At 68.2% G+C, this 14450-nt stretch carries 14 protein-coding genes; 6 read left to right on the top strand and 8 right to left on the bottom strand.

Annotated features, from left to right (window positions below; genetic code table 11):
- Positions 1–157 precede the first annotated feature (157 nt).
- The 3 genes from OC534_RS00180 to glpK all read left to right on the top strand — a co-directional run bounded on the left by OC534_RS00180 (position 158) and on the right by glpK (position 3991).
- Positions 158–796 carry an OmpW family outer membrane protein gene (locus tag OC534_RS00180; protein ID WP_262071181.1) on the top strand — a complete coding sequence of 213 codons (639 nt, stop codon included), beginning with the start codon at positions 158–160 and terminating at the stop codon, positions 794–796.
- Positions 797–941: 145 nt separating this feature from the next.
- The gene (gene glpD, locus OC534_RS00175; RefSeq protein ID WP_262071180.1) at positions 942–2435 is read left to right on the top strand and encodes a glycerol-3-phosphate dehydrogenase; all 1494 of its coding nucleotides are present in this window, start codon (positions 942–944) and stop codon (positions 2433–2435) included.
- A gap of 47 nt (positions 2436–2482) precedes the next feature.
- Positions 2483–3991 (top strand): glycerol kinase GlpK, encoded by a 1509-nt coding sequence (gene glpK / locus OC534_RS00170; RefSeq protein ID WP_017354788.1) that lies wholly within the window; start codon positions 2483–2485, stop codon positions 3989–3991.
- A gap of 36 nt (positions 3992–4027) precedes the next feature.
- Here the strand turns inward: glpK and OC534_RS00165 are convergent, their stop codons facing one another.
- Both OC534_RS00165 and OC534_RS00160 read right to left on the bottom strand, forming a co-directional pair.
- On the bottom strand, positions 4028–4822 hold the full coding sequence (locus tag OC534_RS00165; protein ID WP_136005250.1) for a MetQ/NlpA family ABC transporter substrate-binding protein: 795 nt from the start codon (positions 4820–4822) through the stop codon (positions 4028–4030).
- A gap of 133 nt (positions 4823–4955) precedes the next feature.
- Entirely contained in the window at positions 4956–5921 is a 966-nt protein-coding gene (locus OC534_RS00160; RefSeq protein WP_017354790.1) for a YafY family protein, read from the bottom strand.
- An 88-nt stretch (positions 5922–6009) separates the two neighbouring features.
- Here OC534_RS00160 and OC534_RS00155 point away from each other — a divergent pair, with 88 nt between their 5' ends.
- Together OC534_RS00155 and OC534_RS00150 are read left to right on the top strand one after the other, a co-directional pair.
- Positions 6010–6633, top strand: coding sequence for a hypothetical protein (locus OC534_RS00155; protein WP_136005252.1), 624 nt, complete (start codon positions 6010–6012; stop codon positions 6631–6633).
- 118 nt (positions 6634–6751) lie between these two features.
- Positions 6752–7528: a DUF481 domain-containing protein gene (locus tag OC534_RS00150; RefSeq protein WP_017354792.1), complete on the top strand. Its 777-nt coding sequence runs from the start codon at positions 6752–6754 to the stop codon at positions 7526–7528.
- Between the two features lie 141 nt (positions 7529–7669).
- Here the strand turns inward: OC534_RS00150 and hemC are convergent, their stop codons facing one another.
- The 6 genes from hemC to OC534_RS00120 all read right to left on the bottom strand — a co-directional run bounded on the left by hemC (position 7670) and on the right by OC534_RS00120 (position 13775).
- Entirely contained in the window at positions 7670–8581 is a 912-nt protein-coding gene (gene hemC, locus OC534_RS00145) for a hydroxymethylbilane synthase (protein WP_017354793.1), read from the bottom strand.
- A 61-nt stretch (positions 8582–8642) separates the two neighbouring features.
- Positions 8643–9413 carry a LytTR family DNA-binding domain-containing protein gene (locus OC534_RS00140; RefSeq protein WP_262071179.1) on the bottom strand — a complete coding sequence of 257 codons (771 nt, stop codon included), beginning with the start codon at positions 9411–9413 and terminating at the stop codon, positions 8643–8645.
- Positions 9382–10428, bottom strand: coding sequence for a sensor histidine kinase (locus OC534_RS00135; RefSeq protein ID WP_017354795.1), 1047 nt, complete (start codon positions 10426–10428; stop codon positions 9382–9384). Before OC534_RS00135 ends, OC534_RS00140 begins: the two co-directional genes overlap by 32 nt.
- A 4-nt stretch (positions 10429–10432) precedes the next feature.
- Positions 10433–11107: an alpha/beta hydrolase gene (locus OC534_RS00130; RefSeq protein ID WP_017354796.1), complete on the bottom strand. Its 675-nt coding sequence runs from the start codon at positions 11105–11107 to the stop codon at positions 10433–10435.
- A gap of 41 nt (positions 11108–11148) precedes the next feature.
- Positions 11149–13056, bottom strand: coding sequence for a glucans biosynthesis glucosyltransferase MdoH (gene mdoH / locus OC534_RS00125; protein WP_017354797.1), 1908 nt, complete (start codon positions 13054–13056; stop codon positions 11149–11151).
- Positions 13057–13598: 542 nt separating this feature from the next.
- Entirely contained in the window at positions 13599–13775 is a 177-nt protein-coding gene (locus OC534_RS00120; protein WP_153164817.1) for a hypothetical protein, read from the bottom strand.
- A 192-nt stretch (positions 13776–13967) separates the two neighbouring features.
- Here OC534_RS00120 and OC534_RS00115 point away from each other — a divergent pair, with 192 nt between their 5' ends.
- Positions 13968–14357 carry a DUF2628 domain-containing protein gene (locus tag OC534_RS00115; protein ID WP_017354799.1) on the top strand — a complete coding sequence of 130 codons (390 nt, stop codon included), beginning with the start codon at positions 13968–13970 and terminating at the stop codon, positions 14355–14357.
- The last annotated feature ends 93 nt before the right edge of the window (positions 14358–14450 follow it).

Here is a 14450-nt window from a genome sequence, read left to right as displayed (position 1 = left end):
GCATGATCACCCGTCTGCGCAGCGGTTCCGCGCTGTTCGCTGAACGGAACAAACCAATTTTTAACGCGCGTCGGATGCGATTCATGTTTCGGGGACTACGTTTGGCCCACCCCGGAACAAGGGGTCCAGAACAAAAAAACACCGAGGAGATTCCCCCATGCGCTCCATCCGCACCCTGACCCTGGCAACCCTGACCGCGCTGGCCTTCGCACCGGCCGCATTCGCGCAGGACACCACCACCACCACTGACACCGCTTCGGGCAAGCATTTTGCCGTGGTCGGCGGCGTCTCGCTGCTGCAGCCGAAGAACGACCCGCTCGACGGCGTGCGCAAGGTGGATGGCGGCCCGGCCCCCACGCTGAGCTTCAGCTACTACATCAACGACAACTGGGCCGTGGAACTGTGGGGCGCCGCCGACAAGTTCGACCACCGCGTGCGCGGTACCGATGGCGCGCGTCTGGGCACCGTCGAGCAGCAGCCGATCGCGCTGAGCGGCCAGTATCACTTCGGCCAGGCCGACAACGTGTTCCGTCCGTTCGTGGGCGTGGGCTACTACGAGTCCAATTTCAGCAATGAGAAGCTGGCCAGCGATGTCGGCCACATCGGCCTGGAAACCGCCAAGGGCGCCATCGGCACCGTCGGCGTGGACATGAACATCAACAGCACCTGGTTTGCCCGCGCCGATGCCCGCTACATGCATTCGCGTCCGGAACTGACCGTCAACGGCAACGGCACCGGCGACAAGGCCAAGCTGGACCCGTGGACCGTGGGCTTCGGCATCGGCGCCCGCTTCTAAGCGCCACCCCGCATCCAGGTACGTTCGCGACGGGCCCCTCAACGGGGCCCGTTGTCGTTTCCGGACCGTGCACTTTCATCGGGTCTTGTCCGCGCGTGATCGACACTGCCGGCACGGACCCATCCGGGTCCACCCCGGGGAAGCGATGAGCGATACCTTCGACGTACTGGTGGTGGGCGGCGGCATCAACGGCGCCGGTATCGCCCGCGATGCCGCCGGGCGCGGGCTGTCGGTCTGCCTGTGCGAGCAGGACGATCTCGCCGCGCATACCTCCAGCGCCAGTACCAAGCTCGTCCACGGCGGCCTGCGCTACCTGCGCAACGGCGAGTTCGCCCTGGTGCGCAAGGCGCTCAACGAACGCGAAACCGTCCGCCGGCTGGCGCCGCATCTGGTCCGCCCCACCACGTTCGTGCTGCCGCATGCCTCGCTGCTGCGACCGGCCTGGGTGCTGCGCGCCGGCTTGTGGCTCTACGACCACCTTGGCCAGGCCAACGCCCATTTCCCGACGTCGCGACGCCTGCGGCTGGCCACCGATCCGGCCGGCGCAGCGCTGCAGCCGCAGTACCGTACCGGTTTCAGCTACGCCGATGCGCGCGTGGACGATGCGCGATTGGTGGTCCTCAATGCGGTGGATGCGCACGAACGCGGCGCCCGGATCCGGGTACGCACGCGTTGCGAGCAGCTGATCCGCCACCGCGACCACTGGTGGGCAGTGCTGCGCGACGCCAACGGCGATGTGCAGCGCGTGCGCACGCAGTGCGTGGTCAATGCCGCCGGGCCGTGGGCAGGCCAGCTGCTGGAGCGTGCCGGCCTGGATGCACCGATCGGCCTGCGCCTGGTGCAGGGCAGCCACCTGGTCGTGCCACGCCTGTTCGCGCACGACAGCGCCTATGTGTTCCAGCAACCGGATCAGCGCATCGTGTTCGCCATCCCGTACGAGGACGACTTCACGCTGATCGGCACCACCGACACCGACTACGACGACGACCCCGCCCAAGTGCGTCCACGCGATGACGAACAGGCCTATCTGCTGGCGGCGGTCAACCGTTACCTGCGCGCCCCGGTGCGGGACGCGGACATCGTGTGGCGCTTCAGCGGGGTGCGCCCGCTGCTGGCGGACCATCACCGCGATGCGTCCAAGGTGACCCGCGACTATCGGCTGGACCTGGATACCGGCGGGGCGCCGCTGCTCAGCGTCCTGGGCGGCAAGCTCACCACCTATCGCGCCCTGGCCGAGGAAGCGCTGGACCGGCTCGGCCCCCACCTGCCCCACGCCGGGCCGGCGTGGACCGCACACGGCGCGGTCTTGCCCGGCGGCGATGGCGGTGATGGCGCGGCGGTCGCCGCATGCCTGCAGCAGTCCCATCCGCAGCTGCCGGCGGCCCTGCTGCAGCGTCTGGCCAGCAGTTATGGCACCCGCGCCACACGCCTGCTGGGCGGTGCGCAGTCGCTGGATGCGCTGGGCCACGACCACGGCGGCGGGCTGTATCAGCGCGAGCTGGACTATCTGGTCGCGCACGAGTGGGCGCGGACCGCCGATGATGTGTTGTGGCGACGCACGCACCTCGGGCTCCGCATGCAGCCAGCCCAGTGCGAGGCATTGGCCGCGCACCTGCAGGCCCGCGCGGCGATGGCGTAGGCTGGGCGGGTCGCTGCGACATGCGCAGGGTTGCCAGGGAGTCAGTGATGGACAAGCAGTACGTGCTCGCGATCGACCAGGGCACCACCAGTTCGCGCGCGATCCTGTTCGACCGCGACGGCCGCATGGCCGGGAGCGCCCAACGCGAGTTCACCCAGCTGTTCCCCGAACCGGGCTGGGTGGAGCACGATCCGCGCGAGATACTCACCAGCGTCTACACCACGATCACCGAGCTGTTGAACCGCCAGCAGGTCGAGCCGCGCCACATCGCCGCCATCGGCATCACCAACCAGCGCGAAACCACCGTGGTGTGGGACAAGGCCACCGGGCAACCGATCCACAATGCGGTCGTGTGGCAGTCGCGGCAGAGCCACCCGCTGTGCGAACGACTCAAAGCCGACGGCCATGAGCCGTTGATCCGGCAGCGCACCGGTCTGGTGATCGACGCGTATTTCTCGGCCACCAAGATCCGCTGGATCCTCGACCATGTTCCCGGTGCGCAGGCGCGGGCCGAGCGCGGCGAACTGCTGTTCGGCACCATCGACACCTGGCTGGTCTGGAACCTCAGCGGCGGTCAGGCGCATGTCACTGATCCGAGCAATGCCGCACGCACCCTGCTGTTCGATATCCACGCGCGGCGCTGGGATGATGCACTGCTGGCGCTGTTCAACATTCCACGCGCGATGCTGCCCGAGGTCCGCAGCTCCAGCGAGGTCTACGCGACCACGCGGTCGCAGTTCTTCTTCGATCAGCACATTCCCATTGCCGGCATCGCCGGCGACCAGCAGGCCGCGCTGTTCGGCCAGGCATGCTTCGAGCCGGGCATGGCCAAGAACACCTATGGCACCGGCTGTTTCATGCTGATGAACACCGGCGACAAGGCCGTGGAATCGCACAATGGCCTGCTGACCACGTTGGCCTGGGGCATCGACGGCCGGGTGGAGTACGCCCTGGAAGGCTCGATCTTCGTCGCCGGGTCGGTGGTGCAGTGGCTGCGCGACGGATTGCGCATGTTCGGCAAGTCCAGCGACTGCCAGGCGTATGCAGAGCGCGCCGAGGACAACGGCGGCGTGTACCTGGTGCCGGCCTTTGTCGGGCTGGGCGCGCCGTACTGGCGCAGCGATGTGCGCGGGGCGATGTTCGGGCTGACCCGTGGCACCACCAAGGAACATTTCATCCGCGCGGCGGTGGAGTCGATGGCCTACCAGACCCGCGACGTGCTGGCCGCGATGCAGGCCGATGCCGGCATCGAGCTGAAGGAGCTGCGCGCCGACGGCGGTGCGATCGCCAACGACTTCATGGCGCAGTTCCAGAGCGACCTGCTTGGCGTGCCGGTGCTTCGCCCGCAGGTGGCCGAAACCACCGCGCTGGGCGCGGCCTATCTGGCCGGGCTGGCGACCGGCTTCTGGACCAGCCGCGCGCAGATCGCCGAACAATGGGCCGTGGACCGCCGTTTCCAACCGCAGATGGCGGCGGCGCGCCGCGAGGCGCTGTATGCCGGCTGGCAGCAGGCCGTGGAAGCGACGATGGGCTTCCGGGTCACATCACCGGCGTAATGCCGGCCGCCGGCCGGCATTGCGTCCCCATCGCCATCAGAACGCCGGCAGCACCGCGCCCTTGTATTTCTCGGCGATGAAGGCCTTCACTTCGGGGCTGGTCAGCGCCTTGGCCAACTGCTGCACGCGGGCATCGTCCTTGTTGTCCGGGCGCGCGACCAGGAAGTTCACGTACGGCGAATCCCGGCTCTCGATGGCCAGCGCGTCCTCGGTCGGATTGAGCCCGGCATCCAGCGCGTAATTGGTGTTGATCAGGGCCAGATCGACCTGGTCGAGCACGCGCGGCAGCATCGCCGAATCCAGCTCGCGGAACTTGAGCTGCTTGGGGTTGGCGATGATGTCACGCTGGGTGGCCAGCGCATTGGTCGGGTCCTTGAGGGTGATCAGGCCGGCCTTGTGCAGCAGGATCAGCGCGCGGCTGTTGTTGCTCGGGTCATTGGGAATCACCACGTCCGCACCGGTGGGCACCTCATCGAGCGTCTTGAAGCGGCGCGAGTAGGCGCCGAACGGCTCGATGTGCACGCCGATCACTTTGACCAGATCGGTCTTGCGGTCGCGGTTGTAGGCATCCAGATACGGCTCGGTCTGGAAGTAGTTGACGTCCACCTGCTTCTGCACGAGCTGGTCGTTGGGCTGCACGTAATCGTTGAACACGCGCACGTCCAGTTCCAGCCCTTCCTTGGCCAGGATCGGCTTGACCTGGGCCAGGATCTCGGCATGCGGAACGGCCGTGGCGGCGACCACCAGCTTCTTCGTGTCGTTGCCGGACTTACCGCAGGCGACCAGGGCCAGCGACGCGGCCAGCAGCGGGAGCAACAGGTACTTTTTCATGGGGGGACAATCCGGGGGGGCTGCGACAGCCTTCAACGATACCGCAGGCACCGCCCCCCCGGGTACCGGGGCCACATGACGGTGGGGCATGAGCGGCGGCCGCAGCAGGCGGGTGCGGCGACCGCAGGCGTTGCTACTCGTAGTTGCTCAGCGCCAGCGCCAGCAGCGCCTTGGCCTGTTCGCGCAGCACGGTCGGCTCAATGATCTCGGCATCCGACCCGTAGTGGAGCACGTCCATCAGCAGCTCGCGGGAAACGCTGTACGGCACCTTCAGTTCATAGCGGCCGTCCGGCAGGAACCGGCCCTGCTGCCTGGAATGCCAGTGTTCGTCGGCCACCCAGCGCGCCGCCTTGGCGCTGAACACGATGGTGGCCCAGCCCTTGGGCGCGCCGGAAAAGATGCCGTAGCTCGCGCCGAGCTGTTCGTCCAGCTCGCTGTCGTCCACGTCGCGGGCCACGGTGTCGACCACCCGCGCCTTGTAGATGCGGTCCACCGCAAAACTGCGCAGTCCCTCGCGCCCGTGGTCCCAGGCATCCAGGTACCAGTTGTCGCGATAGTGGGTCATGCGCTGCGGGGAGACGGTGCGCTTGGTGGCCTCGTCAGTGGAGCGGGCACGGTACTCGAACGCCAGCTGCTTGCGCTCCAGCACCGCCGACGCCACCGCACGGAAGCTGGCCTCGTCGAATTTACGGCCGCGGTGCGGAATCACCCGCACCCGGTCCACCGGCCAGGTCGAGACCCCGGCCTGGGCAGCCAGCAGGCCTTCGATGCGTTGCTGCAGCGGCGCAAGCACGGAGGACAACACGCCACCGCCAGTACGCGCCAACAAGTGCTGGGAGGCCAGCAGCGCGTGCAGCTCCTCCGAGCTGAGCCACAGCCCCGGCAGCTCGAAGCGGTCGCTTTCATCGGCCTGGTAGCGGAAGCCGGCCTCGCCGTCGCCCTCCACCGGGGCCATCAGCGCGTCGCGCAGGAAGGCCAGGTCGCGATACACCGTGGCGCGGGAACACGCCAGTTTCTCCTGCAGCGTCGCCACCGTCACCGGGTAGCGGGCGGACTTGAGCAGGCGATGCAGGGCATTGATGCGTTCATATCGGTCCATGAGCCGATTATGTCCGAGTCGCCGTCGTTGTGGCGGCATCGGCGGCATCTTCGGCTATCGTGGTGCCCCCTGCCCGGCCGTCCCCGCCATGTCCTCGCCCCTCGTGCGCCTGTTCCCCGCCGCCCTGCTCGTCATGCTGCTGGGGGCATGCGAGCGCAGCGCCGAGCCGGCCACCCCGGGCCCATCACTGGCCGCGCCGGTGCCGGCCGCCGATCCGGCCGGTGAGGTGCTTGCCGCCAGCCGCCGGTTCGGCCAGCTGCGCAGCTTCCAGGCCCACATGCAGATGCAGGGGCCGCGTCCGCTCGAGGCGCGGATGGACTTCGTCGCACCGGACCGTTACCGGCTGACCACCGGGGAGGGCGCGCAGACCATCATTGGCGACACCTTCTTCCTGCAGCGCGATGGCGAGGTCCGCCAGGTTCCGGTGCCGCCGGGGCTGCTGGCACAGTGGCGCAATCCGCTGCCGCCCGATCTGGCACCGGCGCAACTGCAGGTGGAAGCGCTGGGCAGCGACCGCATCGACGGTCAGGTCGCGCGCAGGTTCCGCGTCCGCCATGCCACCGCGGCGCCGGACGGCATGCTGTACTGGATCAACGCGCAGGGGCTGCCCGTGCGCATCCGTCGGCAGGGACAGACCCAGGGACAGGCCTTCGACATCACGGTGTCGTACGCGCGCTTCGACGATCCGACGCTGCGCGTCGATCTACCCTGAACAGGCGGAAAGGCCGAACGTCTGCTAAAGCCGGGGCACAGGCGCGGATGTCGCGCTGAACGCTTCAAGTATCATCACCGGCCTGTCCCTCCCCCCTGTCCGATCCGGAGAACCGTTGATGTCCCTGCGCGTCTCGTTGCTTGTTCCCCTGCTGCTCTGCGCCCCGGTGGCCTGGGCGGAAGACGTTTCCGAGCTGGCCGCGATGACCTCGCCCTGGAGCGGCAGCGGCGGCGAACTGGGCTTTGCCTCGGCCCGCGGCAACAGCAACACCGAGAGCGCCAACGGTCGCCTGCGCCTGCGTTACACCGATGACGACTGGGTGCACAGCATGGACCTGTTCGGCCTGCGCTCGCGCTCGGAGTACACCGAAACCAACGATGACGGCAGCACCGTGCGCCGCCGCAACACCACCGCGAACCGCTATACCGGCAGCGCCGGCAGCGCGCTGCAGCTGGGCGAACACCGCCAGCTCACCGCCACCGTGCGTTACGAGCGCGACGATTTCGCCACCTACGACCGCCAGAGCTCGTTCGGTCTCGGTTACGGTACCCGGGTGGTGGACAGCGACCGCTTCTACATCGACGCGCAGATCGGCCCCGGTGTGCGCCGCACGCACAATACCGAGGACGATGAGACCCGCACCGGCCTGATCGGCCGCGGCCTGTTCGACGTCAAGTACACGCTGACCCCCAATACCGACCTGGTCAACACGCTGCTGGTCGAATCGGGCTCGTACAACACCTTCGGCCAGAACGATTTCGGCGTGTCGGTCAGCATGAACGAGCACCTGGCGTTGAAAGCCGGCTGGCAGGCCCGTTACAACAGCGACGTCGCCGAAGACAAGCGCAAGACCGACACGTTGACCACCATGAACGTGGTCTACAAGTTCAAGTAAGGGTACGCGCCGTCGCATTCGCGCTGACGCTCCACGGTTCGCTGCGCGAATCGTGGGCCCCTTCCCCCCCGGACCCCCACGGCTTCGCGGCCGCCCCCTGAGTCAGGGGGCTCCACACCGGAGGAGTGGTCGGCCTGCACCTCAGACGGCGAGCAATTCGCCGGCGCCCCCGTCGAGCAGCCCCTGCGCCACTGCTTTTCCCAAGGCATCCGGGTCCGCTCCGGACCCCCGCGCCTCGGCGCGGATCAGGCGGCCGTCGGCCACGCCACCGACCAGCCCCTGCAGGAACAGGTCTTCTCCCTCCCACTGCGCGAAGCCGGCCACCGGCACATGGCAGCTGCCGTGCAGCGCACGGTTCATCGCGCGCTCGGCCTCCACGCAGGCGCGGGTGCGGGCATCATCCAGTGCGGCGAACAGCGCCATCACCTGCGCATCCTCGCCATTGCATTCCACCGTGACCGCGCCCTGCGCCGGGGCCGGCAGCCATGCCGGCGCGGCCAGCCGGGACACGATCCGCTCGCCCAGGCCCAACCGCTCCAGCCCGGCCACGGCCAGCACGATCGCGTCGTAACCGCCGTTGTCGAGCTTGGCCAGCCGGGTATTGACGTTGCCGCGCAGGTCCAGCAGCTCCAGGTCCGGACGCAGCGCGCGCAGCTGCGCCTGGCGGCGCAGCGAGGAGGTCCCCACGCGCGCACCGATCGGCAGCGCATCGAGCGAGGCGTACAGATTGGAAATGAAGCCGTCGGCCGGATCGTGGCGGGTCAGCATCGCCGGCAGCGCGAACGGTGCGTCCAGCTCCATCGGTACGTCCTTGAGCGAATGCACCGCGCAGTCGGCCTCACCGCGCAGCATCGCCAGTTCCAGCTCCTTGAGGAACAGGCCCTTGCCGCCGATGGCGGCCAGCGAGCGGTCGAGCACCTCGTCGCCACGCGTGCTCATCGGCACCAGCACCACGTCCAGGCCAGGATGCGCCTGGCGCAGGCGATCGGCGACATGTTCGCTCTGCCACAGGGCAAGCGGGCTCTTTCGGGTGGCGATGCGCAGGGTCTTCATGCCGCCATTATGTCAAAGCCGGCCACGCGTACCGACCCACGGCCGGTACGCCGCTGCTCCCTCACAGGTGCTTGAGGTCCTGCTTGATGCTGGCCACGCAGCGCCGGCTCACCTCCAGCGGCTGCTTGCCGTGGCGAAGCACGGCCTGCACCTGGCCGGCGCTGTTGCGCCGCAGCTCCATCAGTTCGTGCCGGGCAACCAGGCAGTTGCGGTGGATGCGCACGAACCGCGCGGTGAACTCCTCCTCCAGCGACTTCAGCGACTCCTCGATCAGGTCCTCGCCGCGTGCGTGGTGGACCACCACGTACTTTTCCTCGGCCTGCAGGTAGTGGATGTCGTCGATCGGGATCAGCCGCAGGCTGCCGCGCAGGCGCGCGCACAGCAGGGTGCGTGCCTGCTGGCTGGCGGCAACGGGTTGGCCACCGCGGCCCGCCAGGAAGGTCCGCGCGCGCTCCAGCGCGGCGGCCAGCCGCTCGGGACGCACCGGCTTCATCAGGTAATCAATGGCGGCCGCCTCGAACGCGGACAACGCGTGCGCGTCGTAGGCGGTGCAAAAGACTACCGCCGGACGCGGATCGAAGGTGGCCAGGTGACGGGCGGCCTCCAGCCCGTCCAGGCCCGGCATGGCGATGTCCAGCAGCACCAGGTCCGGTTGCAGATCGGCGCAGGCGTGCAGCGCCTGTTCGCCGTTCTCCGCCTCGGCCACGACCTCGACCCCGGCCTGGTCGGCCAGCAGTGACCGCAGCCGATCGCGGGCCAGCGGTTCGTCGTCGGCGATGACCACTTTCAAGACAGCATCCTCATGGAATCGGGACCGTGATGTCGCAAGCATAGTAGCCGTCGCTCCATCCTCCCGTCATCCGCGCGCCCGGCCCGAAACGCCAGGCCAGGCGGTGCGCGATGCTGCGCTGGGCGTGGCCGGCACCGTGCGCCAGCGGCAGGCTGCGCGCGCTGGGATCGGGAGCCGGGTTGTGCACGCGGATGTGCAGCTGCTGGTCCTTTACGCCCAGCCCGATGACGATCGTGCCCCCCGCCGGCAGCCGCGAGATGCCGTGCAGCACCGCGTTCTCCACCAGAGGCTGCAGCACCAGGCGCGGCATCGGCAGGTCCCACGGCAGCGGTTCCTCGCGCTGCCATTGCACCTGCAGGCGCTCGCCAAGGCGCAGCGATTCAATCGAGAGATAGCGCTCGGCCAGCTCGCATTCCTCGCGCAGGGTGGCATCGCCCTCGCCCGCCCCAAGCGCGGCCCGGAACAGATCGGACAGATCCAGCACCGCGCGTTCGGCCACCGCCGGATCGCGGCGCAGCAGGCCGGCGATGAGGTTCATGCTGTTGAAGAGAAAGTGCGGACGGATCCGCGCCTGCAACGCATCGGCCTGCGCGCGTGCGTTGGCCATCACCTGCGCGCTCCAGCGGTCGCTGACATAGAAATAGCGCAGGGCCAGCGCCACCATCAGCGCGGTGATCGCCGCGCTGCCCAGGGTGAAGCGCCAGAAGCCTACGCCGCTGGCAAAACTGCTTCCGCCCAGCGCGCTGTAAAGCCCATGCACGATGCCGGCGCAGGCACTGGCGATCACCGCAGTCATCGCCACCGCCAGCAGCGTGCCGGGTAACTCGGGAAGCCGCGACAACTGCTGCCGGGCGCTGCACAGGCAGACCGTGGTAGCCAACGCCAGCCACAGGGCAAAGCCACTGGCGCTGAGAAAGTCCGACACCAACCATTGCCGGCTGCCATCCGGCGCCAGGGCCACCACCAGCACCACCAGCTCGGCCAGCCCCAGCATCGCCGCCAGCCGCGGCAGGCGGCACAGGTCGGGCAGCCACGGCAGCTGGCGCGGGTCGCTCATCGGCTCAGGCGGCCTGGAACCGCGCGTCCAGCCAATCGCCCAGCGCCTGCAGCTCGTCGCCACAGACCTGGTGGGCCATCGGATAGGAATGCCATTCCAGCGGGAAGCCCAGCGCGGTGAGCGTCTGTGCGGTATGCGCGGCGATGGGCTGCGGAATGACCGGGTCCTGCGCGCCGTGCGCCATGAACACCGGGGGCCGGATGCCGTCCGGCGCACGCTGCGCGGCGGCCGTCTCCGGATCCGGCAGGTAGGTCGACAGCGCGATCAGGCCGGCCAGCGGGCGGGTCCGGCGCAAGGCGGCGCTGAGGATGATGGCGCCGCCCTGCGAGAAGCCGGCCAACAGGATCCGTTCGGCCGGAATGCCGCGGGCGATTTCGTCCTCGATCAGGCCGTCCAGGGCCAGCACCGAGGCGTCCACGCCGGCGGCGTCGGCACGCGAGCGGAAGTCCATGCTGACGATGTCGTACCAGGCGCGCATCGGCACGCCGTTGTTGATCGTGATCGGCTGCACCGGTGCATGCGGAAACACGAAGCGGATCGCCGGCCAGTGCGGACGCAGCAGTTCGGGGACGATCGGAGCGAAATCATGGCCGTCAGCGCCCAGTCCATGCAGCCACAGCACCGCCCACTGCGGGTCGGTGCCGGTTTCGTTGATGACGGTTTCCAAGCGGTGCTGCATGCGGTGACTCCAGAACAGGGGCGCCGCATTATGCGCACAACTCACTGCGGCGCAGCGTTCTCCAGCGCGGCCCGACGCAGTTGCGCGGCGCGCACCAGCACCGGCGGCGGGGCCAGTTCCTCGGGAATGTCCATCAGGCCCCAGCGGTGCAGCAGGTCGCCGGCGCGGCGCCCGGAGGTCAGGGCCACTACCGGCACGGCCAGCACCATGCCGACCACTACCGGCGCCATCCATGCCGCCAGTGACGGCGACACCGCGTAGGCGAGCGCGCCCATGAACAGCCCGAAGACGCTCAGGCCACCGTAGCCGCGGATCAGCGCCGGCCAGGAGATCCCACCGTCGTCACGCTGCTGTGCATCCCAGCCCGAGTCCTTGCCGGCCAGCACTTCGGCCACGCCACGCGACTGCACGTACATCACCACCGGTGCCATCAGCGCGGCCAGCACGGTTTCCAGCAGCATCGAGATCAGCGCACGGAAGGCACCGCCGCATCCGCGCCGCTCCACCGGGTCCAGCAGCATGGCCAAGTACCCCAGCACCTTGGGCGACAGCAGCACGACCATCGTGAGGGCGAACATGCGCACCACTTTTTCTTCGTCCTGGTGCCGCCAGTACTGGCCGGGCGACAGATGCAGCAGCGCATTGAAATCGATGCCGCCCTGGAACAGCGGGATCGCGATGCCGATCAGCATCAGCATCGCCCACATCGGCGCGGTGAAATAGTGGCCGATGCCGATCATCATGTGCATGCGGCTGACCCAGTGCAGGCCCTTGGAGCCGACCACCTTGGCGTGCTGCAGGTTGCCCTGGCACCAGCGACGGTCGCGCACGAGCATGTCGGTCAGCGTGGGCGGGCCTTCCTCGTAGCTGCCCTTGAGGTAGGGCACCATGTGGGTGGCCCAGCCGCCACGGCGCATCAGCGCGGCCTCGACGAAATCGTGGCTGAGCACGTGCCCGCCGAACGGCTGGCGTCCCGGCAGCGGCGGCAGGCCGGCGTTCTCGGCAAAGGCCTCGGTGCGGATGATCGCGTTGTGGCCCCAGTAGTTGCTTTCCGCACCATGCCACCAGGCCACGCCGCGCCCGATCACCGGCCCGTACACGCGCCCGCCGAACTGCTGCATGCGTGCGAACAGGGTGCGCCCGCCGATCACCGCCGGCAGTGTCTGGATCAGGCCGACGTCCGGATTGTGTTCCATGCCGGCCACCAGGCGCACGATGGTGTCGCCGGTCATCAGGCTGTCGGCATCCAGGATCAGCATCTGCGGGTAGCCGCCACCGAAGCGGCGCACCCAGTCGGCGATGTTGCCGGCCTTGCGTCCGCTGTTGTCGCCGCGGCGACGGTAGAACAGCCGGTCGTGCCCCTGCACGGCATCGCGCAGTGCTTCAAACGCCTGTTCTTCGGCCGCACCGATGTCGTCGCGGCGGGTGTCGCTGAGCACGTAGAAATCGAACTGCGCCAGTTGCCCGGTCGCGGCAACCGACTCGTAGATCGCCTGCAGGCCAGCCAGCAGGCGGCGCGGATCTTCGTTGTAGGTGGGCATCAGCAGCGCGGTGCGGGTATGCACCTGCGGCAGCGGCTCATCCGGATCGATGCCCAGCTTGTAGCCGCGATCGAACACGGCGGTCAGAAAGCCGGCGACGGCCCCGGCAAAGGACAGCGCGATCCAGGCGAACAGGGCCACGAACAGGCACAGCAGGCAGGCCTCCAGCACGCTGACGCCGTTCACCGCGAGCACCTTCCACATCATGGTGGTGGCGGCGATGGTCATCGCTGCGGTGCCGCCGAGGATGTAGAAGCGGCGCAGCGCCATCAACCGCGGCGCGGTACGCTGGCGCGGCACCTGCAGGCGCCCTTCGCGGAACGACTGTTCGGGCATGGCCATCGGCGTTTCGACCGGCAGCACTGCCCGCCCGGCGTCCACAACGGCGTTGAGGGTCTGCGTGGTCATGCGCGGCGTCCCGTGGTGGGGCGTGCCAAGCCGGGCGAACCCGGTACCAGGTGGATCATCCCGATCCCGGCGCGCCCAGCGGCACGATTGCGTCCTGCCTGCGTGGACCGGCAACCGGTACGCAGCTGATGTCTGTCACTACCGGAACCCACGAACTCTCCAACAGGCTTGAGGCGAAAAATGCGGCTCAGTCTATGGGGCCAAATGTAAGCCGGGTGCGAAGGCCAATCCCCGTGATTTCTCCCCATTCAGCCAACCGGCCCCGACACCGGGGTGGCTGATCGCGACATGAGGTCGCAGCCCTTGTGCCACGGGGTTTTCCCCATTCATCTTGTAAACGGGCGTCATTCGCATCACCCGAACGGTCGATGACCATCGCAGCGCCATCCACCGGGGCCGGGTCGTTCCGTGCGCAGCCCGCGCGCGCCTCGTCTGCCCCGGCCAAGCGCGGGACCGGGCGCCGTGGCATGTCCAAGCGCTTCCTGACGGCCACGCCCGACGTGCGCTGTCCCGATCGGGCAGCGCGTGGGCAGCGGGGGGTATCAGCGCAGCTCGGGCTCGGGCGTGACCAGCGCGGCAGCGGCGATCGCCAGCGCGCGCGAGGCGGCCTGGGTCAACTGCTGCTGGGCCAGCAACTGCTGGGCCTGGGTCGCGACCGGGCACGGTGCGATCGGGCGATTGGCGGGGCCCGCGCCGTGGCGCGAGGAAGTACTCGACATGGTCTCCGTGTCCTGTGTCCTGCGGTCGTTCCCAACGGCATCCGCCGTGGGGAGTGCGCACCCTATCCGAAAATTCACCGCAATGTGTGACGGCCCGGTCGCGCCGGTTTTTCGACACGTCCGCGTCGATACACTGGCGTACTGGCATATACGAAAGCTATGATGAAATCGTTTACAACCTAGAAAATGGATATGGACTCCTTCAACACCTCGCAGTACAGCCCCAAGTGGCAGTTCCGTTTCAACTTCTTCGAGAAGCATGGCGCGCCCAACGCCCCGGGCTTCAAGGAAGCCCTGCAGAAGCTGCCGTTCGGCGAAAAAGTGAAGGTCAACTTCAACTTCTTCGCCCTGTTCTTCACCTGGATCTACCTGTTCATCCTCGGCCTGTGGCGCAAGGCGATCGTGGTCCTCGCCGTGACCGTGGCGCTGTATGTGGTGGCGATGATCCTGCCGGGCTTCATCGGCCGTACGTTGCTGGTGGTGTGGTCGCTGCTGGTCGCGATCACGACCAACTACGCGTATTACCTGGATCGCGTGAAGGGCAACACCAGCTGGAACCCCTTTGAAGGTCTGCGCTGGTAATCGGCGCCCTGCACTGCCCTTCGGGCCCGGTCATCGATCGGGCTTTTTTTTGCGGTTCACCTCCCGCATCGCGGCCCGACGCGCGCCGAACAG

Source organism: Stenotrophomonas sp. Marseille-Q5258, assembly GCF_946900935.1.
GTDB lineage: Bacteria > Pseudomonadota > Gammaproteobacteria > Xanthomonadales > Xanthomonadaceae > Stenotrophomonas > Stenotrophomonas nematodicola.
Note: the sequence above shows the minus strand (reverse complement) of the source record. Positions and strands in the feature narration are given on the sequence as shown.

Coding starts and splice junctions, on each gene's coding strand:
- OC534_RS00120 (WP_153164817.1), bottom strand. CDS start 13,775: ATGTCGAGTACTTCCTCGCGCCACGGCGCGGGCCCCGCCAATCGCCCG.
- OC534_RS00135 (WP_017354795.1), bottom strand. CDS start 10,428: ATGAGCGACCCGCGCCAGCTGCCGTGGCTGCCCGACCTGTGCCGCCTG.
- OC534_RS00140 (WP_262071179.1), bottom strand. CDS start 9,413: ATGCTTGCGACATCACGGTCCCGATTCCATGAGGATGCTGTCTTGAAA.
- glpD (WP_262071180.1), top strand. CDS start 942: ATGAGCGATACCTTCGACGTACTGGTGGTGGGCGGCGGCATCAACGGC.
- OC534_RS00180 (WP_262071181.1), top strand. CDS start 158: ATGCGCTCCATCCGCACCCTGACCCTGGCAACCCTGACCGCGCTGGCC.
- OC534_RS00115 (WP_017354799.1), top strand. CDS start 13,968: ATGGACTCCTTCAACACCTCGCAGTACAGCCCCAAGTGGCAGTTCCGT.
- OC534_RS00160 (WP_017354790.1), bottom strand. CDS start 5,921: ATGGACCGATATGAACGCATCAATGCCCTGCATCGCCTGCTCAAGTCC.
- OC534_RS00130 (WP_017354796.1), bottom strand. CDS start 11,107: ATGCAGCACCGCTTGGAAACCGTCATCAACGAAACCGGCACCGACCCG.
- OC534_RS00165 (WP_136005250.1), bottom strand. CDS start 4,822: ATGAAAAAGTACCTGTTGCTCCCGCTGCTGGCCGCGTCGCTGGCCCTG.
- glpK (WP_017354788.1), top strand. CDS start 2,483: ATGGACAAGCAGTACGTGCTCGCGATCGACCAGGGCACCACCAGTTCG.
- mdoH (WP_017354797.1), bottom strand. CDS start 13,056: ATGACCACGCAGACCCTCAACGCCGTTGTGGACGCCGGGCGGGCAGTG.
- hemC (WP_017354793.1), bottom strand. CDS start 8,581: ATGAAGACCCTGCGCATCGCCACCCGAAAGAGCCCGCTTGCCCTGTGG.
- OC534_RS00155 (WP_136005252.1), top strand. CDS start 6,010: ATGTCCTCGCCCCTCGTGCGCCTGTTCCCCGCCGCCCTGCTCGTCATG.
- OC534_RS00150 (WP_017354792.1), top strand. CDS start 6,752: ATGTCCCTGCGCGTCTCGTTGCTTGTTCCCCTGCTGCTCTGCGCCCCG.